Origin of the sequence: Kitasatospora sp. NPDC096128, assembly GCF_040303105.1 — a bacterium.
In the GTDB taxonomy this organism is placed as follows: domain Bacteria; phylum Actinomycetota; class Actinomycetes; order Streptomycetales; family Streptomycetaceae; genus Kitasatospora.
The window spans coordinates 8,824-22,850 of the sequence record NZ_JBEOSP010000033.1; the positions used below are offsets into that span (position 1 = coordinate 8,824).

The 14,027-nt window shown below is 72.1% G+C and carries 16 protein-coding genes and 3 tRNA genes; 13 read left to right on the plus strand and 6 right to left on the minus strand.

Annotated elements, in window-relative coordinates:
- Nucleotides 1-22 precede the first annotated feature (22 nt).
- The 3 genes from ABTY61_RS29940 (at nucleotide 23) to ABTY61_RS29950 (ending at nucleotide 335) form a co-directional block, all read left to right on the plus strand.
- Nucleotides 23-95, plus strand: a tRNA-Glu gene (locus ABTY61_RS29940).
- A gap of 26 nt (nucleotides 96-121) precedes the next feature.
- Nucleotides 122-194, plus strand: a tRNA-Glu gene (locus ABTY61_RS29945).
- Nucleotides 195-260: 66 nt separating this feature from the next.
- Nucleotides 261-335 (plus strand) — tRNA-Gln (locus ABTY61_RS29950).
- A gap of 142 nt (nucleotides 336-477) precedes the next feature.
- Here the strand turns inward: ABTY61_RS29950 and ABTY61_RS29955 are convergent.
- Nucleotides 478-1,191: an IclR family transcriptional regulator gene (locus ABTY61_RS29955; protein ID WP_030306825.1), complete on the minus strand. Its 714-nt coding sequence runs from the start codon at nucleotides 1,189-1,191 to the stop codon at nucleotides 478-480.
- A gap of 230 nt (nucleotides 1,192-1,421) precedes the next feature.
- Between ABTY61_RS29955 and leuC the strand changes: the two genes are divergently transcribed.
- The 4 genes from leuC (at nucleotide 1,422) to ABTY61_RS29975 (ending at nucleotide 4,868) form a co-directional block, all read left to right on the plus strand.
- On the plus strand, nucleotides 1,422-2,843 hold the full coding sequence (leuC, locus tag ABTY61_RS29960; RefSeq protein WP_350508235.1) for a 3-isopropylmalate dehydratase large subunit: 1,422 nt from the start codon (nucleotides 1,422-1,424) through the stop codon (nucleotides 2,841-2,843).
- A gap of 3 nt (nucleotides 2,844-2,846) precedes the next feature.
- The gene (leuD, locus tag ABTY61_RS29965; RefSeq protein ID WP_350508236.1) at nucleotides 2,847-3,443 is read left to right on the plus strand and encodes a 3-isopropylmalate dehydratase small subunit; all 597 of its coding nucleotides are present in this window, start codon (nucleotides 2,847-2,849) and stop codon (nucleotides 3,441-3,443) included.
- A gap of 182 nt (nucleotides 3,444-3,625) precedes the next feature.
- On the plus strand, nucleotides 3,626-3,976 hold the full coding sequence (locus ABTY61_RS42030) for an SCO5555 family protein (RefSeq protein WP_375891718.1): 351 nt from the start codon (nucleotides 3,626-3,628) through the stop codon (nucleotides 3,974-3,976).
- 133 nt (nucleotides 3,977-4,109) lie between these two features.
- A complete protein-coding gene (locus ABTY61_RS29975; protein ID WP_350508237.1) occupies nucleotides 4,110-4,868 on the plus strand; it encodes an HU family DNA-binding protein in 759 nt (252 codons plus the stop codon).
- A 242-nt stretch (nucleotides 4,869-5,110) separates the two neighbouring features.
- On the opposite strand, the gene ABTY61_RS29980 is transcribed toward ABTY61_RS29975, so the two are convergent.
- Together ABTY61_RS29980 and cofC are read right to left on the minus strand one after the other, a co-directional pair.
- Nucleotides 5,111-5,335, minus strand: a complete 225-nt coding sequence (locus tag ABTY61_RS29980) for a hypothetical protein (RefSeq protein WP_350508238.1) — start codon at nucleotides 5,333-5,335, stop codon at nucleotides 5,111-5,113.
- Nucleotides 5,336-5,373: 38 nt separating this feature from the next.
- Nucleotides 5,374-6,057 (minus strand): 2-phospho-L-lactate guanylyltransferase, encoded by a 684-nt coding sequence (gene cofC / locus ABTY61_RS29985; RefSeq protein WP_350508239.1) that lies wholly within the window; start codon nucleotides 6,055-6,057, stop codon nucleotides 5,374-5,376.
- 230 nt (nucleotides 6,058-6,287) lie between these two features.
- Here cofC and ABTY61_RS29990 point away from each other — a divergent pair, with 230 nt between their 5' ends.
- The 3 genes from ABTY61_RS29990 (at nucleotide 6,288) to ABTY61_RS30000 (ending at nucleotide 9,390) form a co-directional block, all read left to right on the plus strand.
- Nucleotides 6,288-7,121, plus strand: a complete 834-nt coding sequence (locus ABTY61_RS29990) for a lysophospholipid acyltransferase family protein (protein WP_350508240.1) — start codon at nucleotides 6,288-6,290, stop codon at nucleotides 7,119-7,121.
- A 14-nt stretch (nucleotides 7,122-7,135) separates the two neighbouring features.
- Entirely contained in the window at nucleotides 7,136-8,119 is a 984-nt protein-coding gene (locus ABTY61_RS29995) for an NAD(P)H-dependent glycerol-3-phosphate dehydrogenase (RefSeq protein WP_350508302.1), read from the plus strand.
- 125 nt (nucleotides 8,120-8,244) lie between these two features.
- Nucleotides 8,245-9,390, plus strand: a complete 1,146-nt coding sequence (locus ABTY61_RS30000) for a D-alanine--D-alanine ligase family protein (protein ID WP_350508241.1) — start codon at nucleotides 8,245-8,247, stop codon at nucleotides 9,388-9,390.
- A 110-nt stretch (nucleotides 9,391-9,500) separates the two neighbouring features.
- Here the strand turns inward: ABTY61_RS30000 and ABTY61_RS30005 are convergent, their stop codons facing one another.
- Entirely contained in the window at nucleotides 9,501-10,022 is a 522-nt protein-coding gene (locus ABTY61_RS30005) for a DUF3515 domain-containing protein (protein WP_350508242.1), read from the minus strand.
- A 19-nt stretch (nucleotides 10,023-10,041) separates the two neighbouring features.
- Nucleotides 10,042-10,275: an Lrp/AsnC family transcriptional regulator gene (locus ABTY61_RS30010; RefSeq protein ID WP_350508243.1), complete on the minus strand. Its 234-nt coding sequence runs from the start codon at nucleotides 10,273-10,275 to the stop codon at nucleotides 10,042-10,044.
- 228 nt (nucleotides 10,276-10,503) lie between these two features.
- Here ABTY61_RS30010 and ABTY61_RS30015 point away from each other — a divergent pair, with 228 nt between their 5' ends.
- The 3 genes from ABTY61_RS30015 (at nucleotide 10,504) to thiD (ending at nucleotide 13,498) form a co-directional block, all read left to right on the plus strand.
- Nucleotides 10,504-11,469 (plus strand): thiamine-phosphate kinase, encoded by a 966-nt coding sequence (locus ABTY61_RS30015; protein ID WP_350508244.1) that lies wholly within the window; start codon nucleotides 10,504-10,506, stop codon nucleotides 11,467-11,469.
- A 167-nt stretch (nucleotides 11,470-11,636) separates the two neighbouring features.
- The gene (locus ABTY61_RS30020) at nucleotides 11,637-12,662 is read left to right on the plus strand and encodes an ATP-dependent 6-phosphofructokinase (protein WP_350508245.1); all 1,026 of its coding nucleotides are present in this window, start codon (nucleotides 11,637-11,639) and stop codon (nucleotides 12,660-12,662) included.
- Between the two features lie 38 nt (nucleotides 12,663-12,700).
- Complete coding sequence (gene thiD, locus ABTY61_RS30025) at nucleotides 12,701-13,498, plus strand: bifunctional hydroxymethylpyrimidine kinase/phosphomethylpyrimidine kinase (RefSeq protein WP_350508246.1); 798 nt, start codon at nucleotides 12,701-12,703, stop codon at nucleotides 13,496-13,498.
- A gap of 156 nt (nucleotides 13,499-13,654) precedes the next feature.
- Here thiD and rpmB read toward each other — a convergent pair whose 3' ends face one another.
- Nucleotides 13,655-13,840, minus strand: a complete 186-nt coding sequence (gene rpmB, locus ABTY61_RS30030) for a 50S ribosomal protein L28 (RefSeq protein ID WP_014138233.1) — start codon at nucleotides 13,838-13,840, stop codon at nucleotides 13,655-13,657.
- Nucleotides 13,841-14,027: the final 187 nt, after the last annotated feature.

Here is a 14,027-nt window from a genome sequence, read left to right on the forward strand (position 1 = left end):
TTCCGCAAGGGATCGCCAGGATGCCCCCGTTGTGTAGCGGCCTAGCACGCTGCCCTCTCACGGCAGTAGCGCCGGTTCGAATCCGGTCGGGGGTACTGATTCCGCAAGGGATCGCCAGGATGCCCCCGTTGTGTAGCGGCCTAGCACGCTGCCCTCTCACGGCAGTAGCGCCGGTTCGAATCCGGTCGGGGGTACTTCAGAGCAGGAAGCCGGTGGCTGTGTTCCTTTCGAGGGCATTCCCATCGGCCCTTGCTTTGCGTTGGGGTATGGTGTAATTGGCAGCACGAGTGATTCTGGTTCATTTAGTCTAGGTTCGAGTCCTGGTACCCCAGCCAGAAATTGGAAAGGCCCCGCCCGGCGGGGTCTTTTTGTTTTTCCGCCACCCGGGCATTCGAAGGGCCCCGCTCGATCCGAGCGGGGCCCTTTCGATTTCGGTGGGGGTGGGGGGAGTGGGGGTGGGTGGGGGATCCCGCCGGATCAGCTGCGGCGCAGGGCCTCGGTGAGCCGGTTCGCGGCCTCGATGATGGCCTGGGCGTGCAGCCGGCCCGGGTGGCGGGTCAGGCGCTCGATCGGGCCGGAGACGGAGACGGCGGCCACCACCCGGTTGGAGGGGCCGCGCACGGGAGCGGAGACGGAGGCGACGCCCGGCTCCCGCTCGCCGATCGACTGGGCCCAGCCGCGGCGCCGCACGCCGCTCAGCGCGGTGGCGGTGAACCGGGCGCCCTGGAGGCCGCGGTGGAGCCGCTCGGGCTCCTCCCAGGCCAGCAGGACCTGGGCGGCCGAGCCGGCCTTCATCGGCAGGGTGCTGCCGACCGGGACGGTGTCCCGCAGGCCGGACAGCCGCTCGGCGGCGGCGACGCAGATCCGCATCTCGCCCTGGCGGCGGTAGAGCTGTGCGCTCTCGCCGGTGACGTCGCGCAGGTGGGTCAGGACCGGGCCCGCGGTGGCGAGCAGCCGGTCCTCGCCCGCCGCGGCGGAGAGTTCGGAGAGACGGGGGCCGAGGATGAACCGCCCCTGCATGTCCCTGGTGACCAGACGGTGGTGTTCGAGTGCGACGGCGAGTCTGTGGGCCGTGGGGCGCGCCAGACCGGTGGCGGCGACCAGCCCCGCCAACGTGGCGGGGCCCGACTCCAGTGCGCTGAGCACCAGAGCGGCCTTGTCGAGAACGCCGACGCCGCTAGAGTTGTCCATGCCCTAAGACTGCAGTCTCATTCCGCGAGACGCAAGTTCAATCTTCCCGGAAAAGCGCCACTCTGGATGCAGCAGCCCGGGAGACATCCAGGATGGGGCCTCGTCAGAGTGTCCGCATCGTGGACAGCGATCCGGCGTGCAGGTCTCGCGAACGCGCTCCCCACGGGCGGATGAGCAGTGACCTCGACGACACGAGAAGGCCGGCAACGCGGCCGGCTGGAGGGAATCCGATGGGACGGACACTCGCAGAGAAGGTCTGGGACGACCACGTCGTGCGGCGCGCGGAGGGCGAGCCCGACCTCCTGTTCATCGACCTGCACCTGCTCCACGAGGTGACCAGCCCGCAGGCCTTCGACGGGCTGCGACTGGCCGGCCGTACGGTCCGCCGCACCGATCTGACGATCGCCACCGAGGACCACAACACCCCGACCCTGGACATCGACAAGCCGATCGCCGACCCGGTCTCCCGGGTGCAGCTGGAGACGCTGCGCCGCAACGCGGCCGAGTTCGGCGTACGGATCCACTCGCTCGGCGACGTCGAGCAGGGCGTGGTGCACGTGGTCGGCCCCCAGCTCGGCCTGACCCAGCCCGGCACCACCGTGGTCTGCGGCGACTCCCACACCTCCACCCACGGCGCCTTCGGCGCGCTGGCGTTCGGCATCGGCACCAGCCAGGTCGAGCACGTGCTGGCCACCCAGACCCTGCCGCTGGCGCCGTTCCGGACCATGGCGGTCACCGTCGAGGGCGAACTGCCCGAGGGCGTCACGGCCAAGGACCTGATCCTGGCCGTCATCGCGAAGATCGGCACCGGCGGCGGCCAGGGCTACGTCCTGGAGTACCGCGGTTCGGCGATCCGGAGCCTGTCCATGGAGGCCCGGATGACCGTCTGCAACATGTCGATCGAGGCGGGTGCCCGGGCCGGCATGATCGCCCCGGACGACACCACCTTCGCGTACCTCGAAGGCCGCCCGCACGCCCCGCAGGGCGAGGACTGGGAAGCCGCCGTCGAGTACTGGCGGACCCTGGCCACCGACGAGGACGCGGTCTTCGACCACGAGGTGTTCATCGACGCGAGCACCCTCACCCCGTTCGTCACCTGGGGCACCAACCCCGGCCAGGGCGCCCCGCTCGGCTCCGCCGTCCCGGACCCGGCGGACTTCGCCGACCCGCAGGAGCGCGCGGCCGCCGAGAACGCCCTCGCCTACATGGGCCTTGAGGCGGGCACCCCGCTGCGCGAGGTCGCCGTCGACGCCGTGTTCGTCGGCTCCTGCACCAACGGCCGGATCGAGGACCTGCGCGCCGCCGCCGCCGTCCTGGAGGGCCGCAAGGTCGCCGACCGGGTGCGGATGCTGGTCGTCCCCGGCTCCGTCCGGGTCGCCCTGCAGGCCGTCGAGGAGGGCCTGGACAAGGTGTTCACCGCCGCCGGGGCCGAATGGCGGCACGCCGGCTGCTCGATGTGCCTGGGCATGAACCCCGACCAGCTCGCCCCGGGGGAGCGCTGCGCCTCCACCTCGAACCGCAACTTCGAGGGCCGCCAGGGCAAGGGCGGGCGCACCCACCTGGTCTCCCCGCAGGTCGCCGCCGCGACCGCCGTCCTGGGCCGACTGGCCGCACCGTCCGACCTGTCCGCCGACATCGCCGTGGAGGCCTGAGCCATGGAGAAGTTCACCACCCACACCGGCCGGGCCGTCCCGCTGCGCCGCAGCAACGTGGACACCGACCAGATCATCCCGGCCCATTGGCTCAAGAAGGTCACCCGATCCGGTTTCGAGGACGGCCTGTTCGAAGCCTGGCGCAAGGACGAGTCGTTCGTCCTCAATCGGCCCGAGCGCCGGGGCGCCAGCGTCCTGGTGGCCGGCCCCGAGTTCGGCACCGGCTCCTCCCGCGAGCACGCCGTCTGGGCGCTGCAGAACTACGGCTTCCACGCGGTCATCTCCTCGCGCTTCGCCGACATCTTCCGCGGCAACTCGCTGAAGAACGGACTGCTGACCGTCGTGCTGCCGCAGGAGGCCGTGGAGCGCCTCTGGTCGCTCACCGAGAGTGACCCTTCGGCCGAGATCACCGTTGATCTGGAGAAGCGGGAAGTCCGGGCCGAAGGCGTCCACGAGCCCTTCGAACTGGACGACAACGTCCGGTGGCGGCTGCTCAACGGCCTGGACGACATCAGCATCACCCTGCAGAACGAGGCCGACATCGCCGCCTACGAGGCGACCCGCCCGGCGTTCAAGCCCCGTACTCTGCCGGTCTCCTGAGTTCCCCTCAGAACAAGCATTCTGACGATCCACCGGATGGCCCGCGCTCCCCCTCGGGGGGGCCGGGCCATCCGGCGTTCCGGAGCACGAGTTAGCGCCGGGGCCTCCCCGGATTGCCCATTCGGCTTTGCGGAAGAGGGCCCCGCGCAAGTACAACTGCGGGTAGATGGCACAATCAGTACATGCACCGGCACCATGAACCTCCGTACGCGGGCGGCGAACCCGCGTCCGAGGAGTCCACGGGCCGGGGATCCGAACGCCGAATTGACGATCGGCCGGACGTCACCTCCGCAACACCAGCTGAGGCGCCGGACGACCAGGAAGTCGCAGCGCTCTACGCGCTTGTGGCCGAGCGGTTGAAGCAAGCTCACGCCCGCGTGCATGCGCTGAACGTGTCTGTCGATGCAAAGACCGCTCTCACCCGTCAACTGCTCATCGTCACGGAGACCGCCAAGCGCGATCTTCCGGAGGCGGCAAGGCGGTTGAGTCGCTTTGTACATGACCTCGACGAGGGGCACCCGCCCCGCGCCTGAGGTCGCGGACGCGCAAATCCATTGCGACACTAGGGTGATTCGCGCGTTTGGTAATTGAAAGTCCGCAGATACATACCTAACGTGCGAAAAGAACGGATGGAATCATCCGGCGCCCGTTTCCGAAGGGGAAGACGTGAACAAGGCTCAGCTTGTCGAAGCGGTGGCCGAGCAGCTGGGCGGTCGCAAGGCTGCCGCAGAGGCTGTCGACGCAGTGCTCGACACCATGGTCCGTGCCGTTGTGGCCGGTGACCGGGTTTCGGTCACCGGTTTCGGCACCTTCGAGAAGGTGGAGCGCTCCGCGCGCTTCGCCCGGAACCCGCAGACCGGCGAGCGGGTCAAGGTCAAGAAGACCTCGGTCCCCCGCTTCCGCCCGGGCCAGGGCTTCAAGGACCTGGTCAGCGGCAGCAAGAAGCTGCCGAAGGAAGGCCCCTCGGTGAAGAAGGCCCCCAAGGGCTCCCTCACCCCGGGCAAGACCGGTGTCGCCGCGACCCCGGCCGCCAAGCGTGCCGCCACCAAGCGCGCCGCCACCGCTGCCGCCGCCGCCCCGGCCGCCGCCAAGAAGGCCGCCGCCAAGAAGGCCACCACGGCCGCCGCCGCCAAGAAGACCACGGCCACCGCCGCGAAGAAGGCGACCGCCACCAAGAAGGCCACCACGGCCGCCGCCGCCAAGAAGACCACGGCGACCGCGACCAAGGCTGCTGCGACCAAGGCCGCTGCGACCAAGTCCGCCGCGACCAAGAAGACGGCCGCCGCCAAGAAGGCGACCACCACGGCTGCCGCCAAGAAGACCACGGCCACCGCCAAGAAGGCGACCGCCACGGCCAAGAAGACGGCGCCGGCGAAGAAGACCGCCACCCGCAAGACCACTGCGCGCAAGACCTCCGCCAAGTAAGTCCCGCGCGACTGTCCTCGGACGGCCTTCGGCTCAGAGCCGCGGCACCCCCCCTTCCGCGAATTGCGGAGACCGGGTGGCCGCGGCTCTTTCGATTTCCGGGCGCTTAGTCAGGAATCCCCGGCAGCCGTTGCCCGGGCGCGGAAAAGCACGGGAGCGCCGGAGTTCCGGGAAGGTTTGTGGAGATCCGGGGCGGACGGTGCGGGCGGACCGGCGGGACGGTCAGCGGGCGTTGACGCCGCTCAGCTTCCGTCGGCCGGGTCGGGGAAGGTCTGCAGGGTCACGAAGACCACCCGGCAGGCCTCGCCGGCACCCTCGGTGCGGATCCGCACCCGCTGGCCGGGCCGCAGCAACAGCAGGCCGCCGGCGTCGAACGCGGCCGCGTCGAACGGCACCGGGGTCCCGTCGTCGAGCAGCACGGAGCCGGCTCGGGTGGCGGGGTCGAAGGTGAACGCGGTGGCCTGCATGCCAGCAGCATAGCGAGCGGGCCCGCCGGGCCCGCTGGTCAGGAGCGGTCCAGGCGGGCGAACAGCGCACTGGTGTACGGGCCGAGGCCGAGCGTCGCGGCCTCGCCGAGGTCGGCGCCGGTGTCGACGTCCCGTCGCACCGACTCCACGTCCGCCAGGCGCAGTTCGAGCGCCCCGCCGGCCGCGTGCCGGGCCCGTGAGCCGTCCCCGAACGCGGGGGCGAGCGGCCGGCCGGGGCCGCTGGCGAGCAGGGTGGTGCCCAGGCCGGGGGAGTCCGGCAGGAAGGCCCGGCCGTCCGCCGGCACCGCGCCCAGCACCCGGGCGAGTTCGGCCGGGCGCAGGGCCGGCAGGTCCGCCGAGAGGGCGGCCAGCGGGGTCCGCGGGGCGAGCGCCAGGGCGGCCGAGGCGCCGTGCGCCAGCGCCCGGTTGAGCCCGCCGCCGGGCTCGTCGGCGACCACCACGGCGCCGAGCTCGGCCAGCCGGGCGCCGGCGGCGGCGTCCGGGGTGACCACCAGGACGCGCGCGACGCCCGGGGTGGCCAGCGCGGCGGTGACCGTGTCGAGGGCGAAGGACAGGGCCAGCGCGGCCCGGTGCGGGCCCGCGTACGGGGCCAGTCGGCTCTTCGCGAGGGCGAGCGGCTTGAGCGGCAGCACCAGCGACCAGTCGGCGGCGGGTGCGGCGGGCGCGGCGGGCCCGCTGGGGCGTACGGTGTCCTGGGTCATCGGCGTCATTGTGACGCCGGTCCCGGAGCCCTCGCCAGGCCGTCCGAGCTGTGCGGACGTGCGTTTGATCACGCCCGCCCGGCGGGTTGGCGCGGCCGCTCGACAGCCGGTGAGCAGGCGGGCGACACTGTTCCGCGCCCGTGCGCCGGGCCCCGGTCGCAGCCGTGCGCGGCACCGGGAGGCTATGACCGCGGCACCCCACGTGCCGCATCGGATGAGAAGGAGCTGGGGTGGCTCGCCGCTCGTACGCCAAGTTCGGCAACGCCGACTACGGCATCTGGTACCGCTTCGCGGCCGTGCTGGTGAAGCCGGTGACGACCGCGCTGGTGAAGCCCGACTGGCGGGGCTGGGAGCACATTCCCGAGAAGGGCGGCTTCATCGCCGCCGTTAACCACAACTCGATCATCGACCCGGTGATCTACGCGCACTGGCAGTACAACAGCGGGCGTCCGCCGCGGATCCTCGGCAAGTCCTCGCTGTTCTCGATCCCCTTCATCGGGTTCATGCTGCGCAAGACCGGCCAGATCCCGGTGTTCCGGGAGTCCACCGACGCCGCGCAGGCCTTCCGGGCCGCGATCGACGCCGTCAACAACGGGCAGTGCGTGCAGTTCTACCCGGAGGGAACGCTCACCCGGGACCCGGACCTGTGGCCGATGACCGGCAAGAACGGGGTCGCCCGGGTCGCGCTGATGACCGGTGCGCCGGTCATCCCGGTCGCGCACTGGGGCGCCCACGAGATCATCCCGCCGTACGGCCGGGCCGGTTACGGCAAGGGCAGGTTCAACCTGTTCCCGCGGCACCGGGTGACCGTGGCGGCCGGGCCGGCGGTGGACCTCAGCAAGTACGCGGGCATGGAGCTCACCGCCCAGGTGCTCAACGACGCGACCGAGGACATCATGGCGGCGATCACCGACGTGCTGGCCGGGATCCGCGGCGAGGAGCCGCCGGCCGAGCGCTACGACATGCGCAAGGCCGCCCGCGAGCGGGCCGCCGCCGCGGTGGCCGAACGCCGCCGCGCCAAGGGCGGCCGGAACGGCAACGACGAAGAGGGGACGGGCCGGTGACCCGCTGCGCAGTGATGGGGACGGGCTCCTGGGGCACCGCCTTCGCGATGGTGCTGGCCGACGCGGGCTGCGAGGTCGTGCTGTGGGCCCGCCGCCAGGAGCTGGTGGGCGCCGTCAACACCACCCACGAGAACCCGGACTACCTGCCGGGCGTCCGGCTGCCGGACGGCGTCCGGGCCACCACCGACGCCGCCGAGGCGCTGGCCGGCGCCGACTTCGCGGTGCTGGTGGTGCCCTCGCAGACGCTGCGCGACAACCTGGCCGCCTGGGCGCCGCTGATCGAGCCGCAGACCGTGCTGGTCAGCCTGATGAAGGGCATCGAGCTCGGCACCGCGAAGCGGATGAGCGAGGTCATCGACGAGGTCACCAAGGTCGGCCCGGAGCGGGTCGCCGTGGTCAGCGGACCCAACCTGGCCAAGGAGATCGCCAACCGGCAGCCCGCCGCCAGCGTGGTCGCCTGCACCGACGAGGCGGTCGCCAAGCGGCTCCAGGCCGCCTGCCACACGCCGTACTTCCGCCCGTACACCAACACCGACGTGATCGGCTGCGAACTCGGCGGTGCGGTCAAGAACGTGATCGGCCTGGCGGTCGGCATGGCGGCCGGGATGGGGCTCGGCGACAACACCAAGGCGACCCTGATCACCCGTGGGCTGGCCGAGACCACCCGGCTCGGCGAGGTGCTGGGCGCCGACCCGCACACCTTCGCGGGACTGGCCGGGATGGGCGACCTGGTCGCCACCTGCTCCTCGCCGCTGTCGCGCAACAACACCTTCGGGATGAACCTGGGCCGGGGCATGTCGCTGGCCGAGACCATCGCGGCCACCCGGCAGACCGCGGAGGGCGTCAAGTCCTGCGAGTCGGTGCTGGACCTGGCCCGGCGCAGCGGGGTCGACATGCCGATCGTCGAGGCCGTGGTGGACGTGGTGCACAACGGGCGGCCCACCCAGGAGGCGCTGCAGGTGCTGATGTCCCGCGCGGCCAAGGCGGAGCGCCGCTGAGTGAGGCACGGCCGGTCCGGCGCCGTGCGCGGTGCCACGCCCGGGGGGGCGAGGTGCCGGGCGCGGACTCTCCGGACCTGCGTTGACTTCCCGGAAACACCTCGCACGGTAGTCTCAAAGACGATATGAGCATCGAACAGACCTCCCCGAACCCGTCCGCCCCGAAGCCGCGCGTGGCGCTGGTCTTCGGCGGGCGCAGCTCCGAGCACGCGATCTCGGTCTCCACCGCGGGCAGCGTTCTCCGGGCGATCGACCGTGACAAGTACGACGTGCTGCCGATCGGTATCACCCACGAGGGCCACTGGGCGCTGACCAGCGACGAGCCGGCCCGGATGGCCATCACCGACGGCAGGCTGCCGGACGTGGCCCACGTCGCCGAGGACGTCGACGGGCAGGTCACGCTGCCGGTCTCCCCGGGCAGCCGGGAGGTGCTGCTGAGCGAGCCGGGAAGCGCCCCCAAGGTCCTCGGCGAGGTCGACGTGGTGTTCCCGCTGCTGCACGGCCCGTGGGGCGAGGACGGCACCCTCCAGGGCCTGCTGGAGCTCTCCGGCGTCCCGTACGTCGGCAACGGCGTGCTGGCCAGCGCGGCCGGCATGGACAAGGAGTTCGCCAAGCGGATCCTGGCCTCGCACGGTCTGGGCGTCGGCCACTACACGATCGTGCGGCCGCGCGACTGGGAGACCGAGCAGGGCCGCGCCGCGGTGCGCGAGCGGGTCGCCGAACTCGGCCTGCCGGTGTTCGTGAAGCCCTGCCGGGCCGGCTCCAGCATCGGCATCACCAAGGTCCGGGACCTGGCCGAGCTGGACGCCGCGATCGAGGAGGCCCGCCGGCACGACCCCAAGCTGATCATCGAGGCGGGCGTGTCCGGCCGCGAGATCGAGTGCGGCGTGCTGGAGTTCGAGGACGGCCCGCGGGCCAGTGTCCCGGCCGAGGTGCTGGTCGGCGAGGGTTTCGACTTCTACGACTTCGAGGCCAAGTACATCGACTCCTCCGAGGTGCGGATCCCGGCCGAGCTGACCGCCGAGGAGGTCGCGGAGATCCGGCGCCAGGCGGTGGCCGCGTTCGAGGCCTTCGGCTGCGAGGGCCTGGCCCGGGTCGACTTCTTCCTGCTGGAGGACGGCAGCTGGATGATCAACGAGATCAACACCATGCCGGGCTTCACCCCGATCTCCGCCTACCCGAAGATGTGGGAGGCCGGCGGGGTCTCGTACGCGGAGCTGATCGACCGGCTGCTGCAGACCGCGCTGCGCCGCTCGACCGGGCTGCGGTAGCGGGACCGGACACGCGACAGGACCGGACACGCGACAGGACCGGACACGCGACAGGACCGGACACGCGACAGGGGCGGGCCGGAAGCCTCCGGCCCGCCCCGTGTGCGTGTTCAGCCCGGGACGTTCGCCTTCACCGCGTCGGTCAGGGCGGCCGCCGGGTCGAAGGGGTTCTGCGCGGCGCCGGCCGGGACGGTCACCTCGACGTAGGCGGCGCGCATGGTCGTCACGAAGCGGTAGCCGCCGTCGGTGAGCTTCTGCGACCACCAGGTGACGTCGTCGACGGTCGGCGACCAGTCCTTGGCGTGCTCGCCGTCCAGCTCGTCCGGCCGGTCGATGCCGCAGCGCAGCACCACCCGGGGCGAGTCGCCCCAGGCGGCCACGTACGGCGAGGCCGGCGAAGGGTCCCGGCGGGTCCGGCCGAGCAGATCCCGGGGCAGCGCGGCGCCCAGCGCCCGGCAGTAGTCCGCGGCCTTCCCGCTCGGCTGCGGGACCTCCACCGCGGGGTCGTCGGCCGAACTCCAACTGCCGATCAGCACCACCGCGGTGCAGGCCAGGGCGACGGGCGCGGCCAGCCAGCGGACCGGCGCGGGAAGCGCGGTCAGCGCCTCGGGGATGCGGAGTTCTCTGGCCACCCGCCGATGGTAGCCGGGCTCAGAGGTGCACCACCGGACAGGTGAGGGTGCGGGTGATGCCCTCCACCTTCTGGATGTTGGCGACCACCATGCGGCCCAGGTCGTCCATGGTCTCGGCCTCGGCCTTGACGATCACGTCGTACGGGCCCGTGACGTCCTCGGCGGTGAGCACTCCGGGGATCTTGCCGATCGTGTCGGCCACGGCGCTGGCCTTGCCGACGCCGGTCTGGATCAGGATGTATGCGTGTACCACGGGGGCCTCCCGGCGGCTGCTCTACGGGGATCGCCGCCGTGTTCGCCCGGTCTGGCGCAGGGGTGGATGCGGGCTCACCGGCAGGCTGATCACCACGCTACCGCGCAGCGGGCCGGGGAGGGGAGACTTCGGCACCCCCGGAAGGGCGTACGCTGCGCGCGGGGGAGCGACGGGGACCGGGTTCCGGATGGCGGCGCCATCCGGGAAGGTAAGGCGAGAGGACGGCAGATGCAGGGGACCGTGGGCGAGCTCGGCGAGTTCGGCCTCATCAGGGAGCTGACCGCGCGGGTACCGCTCACCGACGCGGTCGACCTCGGCCCCGGGGACGACGCCGCGGTGGTGAAGGCCCCGGACGGTCGGGTGGTGGCCACCACGGACGTCCTGATCGAGAACCGGCACTTCCGCCGGGACTGGTCCACCGCCTACGACGTGGGCCGCAAGGCCGCCGCCCAGAACCTCGCCGACGTGGCCGCGATGGGCGCGGTGCCGACCGCGATACTGCTCGGGCTGGTCACCCCCGCCGACCTGCCGACCACCTGGGCCACCGAGCTGATGGATGGGCTGCGCGACGAGTGCCAGGTCGCCGGGGCGACGGTGGTCGGCGGCGACGTGGTGCGCGGCGACACCGTCATGCTGGCGATCACGGCGCTCGGCGACCTCCAGGGGCGCGCGGCGGTGACGCGCTCCGGCGCCCAGGTCGGCGACGTGATCGCGGTGTGCGGCTGGCTCGGCTGGTCCGCGGCCGGACTGACGGTGCTGCAGCGCGGCTTCCGCTCGCCGCGGGCCTTCGTCGAGGCGCACCGCCGGCCCGAGCCGCCGTACCACGCGGGCCCGGCCGCGGCCGAGTTGGGCGCGACCTCGATGATCGACGTGAGCGACGGGCTGGTCGCCGACCTCGGCCACGTGGCCCGGGCCAGCGAGGTGGACATCGACCTCAAGGCCGCCGACTTCGACGTCCCGGCGCAGATGGCCGACATCGGCCAGGCCGTCGGGGTGGACCCGTTGGTCTGGGTGCTGTCCGGCGGGGAGGACCACGCGATCGTGGCGACCTTCCCGCGCGGGGTCCAACTCCCGTCCCGCTGGCGGGTGGTGGGCGAGGTGACCGGTCGCCCGCGGGGTTCGCGCAGCGGCCGGGTGACGGTGGACGGGGCGCCCTGGGACCGGGTCGGCGGCTGGGACCACTTCGCCGAGTGAGCTACGGAGTACGGCTGATGGGGCGTGGACGCCGGTACGGCGCGTAACGCTCCGGACGTGCGGCGGACGGGATTCGCGGGTGCGTTTTGCGTAGGCTTGCGGCATCCGAGCCCGCCCGCCGCCGTGCGCGGGCGGGCCGAACCACGGCGAGCGGGAGCACCCCACAGATGCGCATCGGTGTCCTGACCAGCGGCGGCGACTGCCCCGGTCTCAACGCGGTGATCCGCTCGGTGGTGCACCGGGGTACGGACGTCCACGGCGACGAGATCGTGGGCATCGAGGACGGCTTCCTCGGCCTGATCGAGGGCCGCACCCGGCCGGTCTCGCACGACGACGTCACCGGTCTGCTCACCCTCGGCGGCACCATCCTGGGCTCGGCCCGGGTGCGGCGCGAGCGGATCGCCTGGGCGGTGGAGAACGCCAAGACGCTGGCCCGGGACATCGGCATCGACGCGCTGATCGCGATCGGCGGCGAGGGGACGCTCACCGCCGCCAAGCTGTTCAGCGACGCCGGACTGCCGGTGGTCGGGGTGCCCAAGACCATCGACAACGACATCGGCGCCACCGACGTCACCTTCGGCTTCGACACCGCGGTGCACGTGGCGACCGAGGCGATCGACCGGCTGAAGACCACCGCGGAGTCCCACCAGCGCGTCATGGTCGTGGAGTTGATGGGCCGTCACACCGGCTGGATCACCCTCACTGCGGGCATGGCCGGCGGCGCCCACGGCATCCTCCTCCCGGAGAAGCCCTTCGACATCGAGGCGGTGGCCCGGATGGTCGAGGACCGCTTCGCCCGCGGCAAGAAGTTCGCCATCATCGCCGTCGCCGAGGGCGCCGCCCCGATGCCCGGCACCATGCGCTTCGACCACGGCGAGGTCGACCAGTACGGCCACCGGACCTTCGGCGGGATCGGCAACCGGCTCGCCCACGAGCTGGAGAACCTGCTCGGCAAGGAGGCCCGCCCGGTCATCCTCGGCCACACCCAGCGCGGCGGCACCCCGACCGCCCGGGACCGGGTGCTCGCCACCCGCTTCGGCTGGCACGCGGTGGAGGCCGTCCACCTGGGCGCGTTCGGGCACTTCACCGCGCTGCGCCGGACCGGCATCGAGCTGGTGCCGATCGGCGACGCGGTGACCAGGCTGAAGACGGTGCCGGAGGACCGCTGGGCGGAATCGGAAGCGGTGCTCTGAACGCGGCGCCCTGACCGCGCGCGGGTAGGTTGGGGGCCATGTCTTCGACCGCACCTCCCCGCGTCCTCACCGTCGCCGGCTCCGACTCCGGCGGCGGCGCCGGCATCCAGGCCGACCTCAAGGCGATGCTCGCCCTCGGCGTCCACGGCATGAGCGTGATCACCGCCGTCACCGCGCAGAACTCGCTCGGCGTCCAGGGCTACTGGGAACTGCCCGCCGAAGCCGTCCGGGCCCAGTTCCGCAGCGTGGTGGACGACATCGGGGTGCAGGCCGTGAAGACCGGCATGCTCGCCTCGACCGAACTGGTCGAGACGGTCGCCGAACTGCTCGCCGGGGTGGCCGCCCCGGTGGTGGTCGACCCGGTCGGGGTCTCCAAGCACGGGGACGCGCTGCTGGCCGCCGAGGCGGTCGCCACCGTCCGGGAGCGGCTGCTGCCGGTCGCCACCGTGGTCACCCCCAACCTGCACGAGGTGACGCAGCTCACCGGTCGGACCGTCGAGGACGAGTCGCAGATGCTGGCCGCGGCCGAGGCGCTGCTCGACCTCGGGCCGCGCTGGGTGCTGGTCAAGGGCGGCCACCTGGAGGGCGAGGCCGCCGACCTGCTGTACGGCGGGCCCGGCGAGGCGCACTGGTACCGCGCGCCGCGCTACGACAACCGGCACACCCACGGCACCGGCTGCACCCTGGCCAGCTCGATCGCGGCCGGCCTGGCCAAGGGCGAGTCGGTGCCCGAGGCGGTGGGCACGGCCAAGGAGTACGTCACCGGCGCGATCGCCGGGGGCTTCGCACTGGGCGCCGGGATCGGACCGGTCGACCACGCCTGGCGCTGGCGCTGAGCCCCGCCCGGCCCGGAACGCGGTGATGGGCGGGTTCCCTGGGGAACCCGCCCATCACCGGTGCGTGCGGAAAGCCCGACCGGTCCCGGAAACAGCGAAGCCGGCCCATCCGGGGATGAGCCGACTCACTGGAGGACCGGCATGCCGGTCTGCGCGTCAGCGCGAGACCTTACCGGCCTTGATGCACGAGGTGCAGACGTTGAGCCGCTTCGGCGTACGCCCAATCACAGCGCGCACCGTCTGGATGTTGGGGTTCCAACGACGGGGGGTACGGCGGTGAGAGTGGGAGATGCTGTTGCCGAAGCCCGGCCCCTTGCCGCAGACGTCGCAGTTGGCAGCCACAGGAGTCACTCCAAGACTTCAGATCAGATACTTTCGAAAACCCACTCACCCACCAGAACACTCGCGTGAACCGGACCGGACAAGGGGGTGAGCCTGGACGGTTCCAGGCAACCGGAAGAGCATACAACGCTTGCTTCCGTCCCACGAAACTACCATGACCGGCCGAGTGATCGCTCCGGTCGGCAGC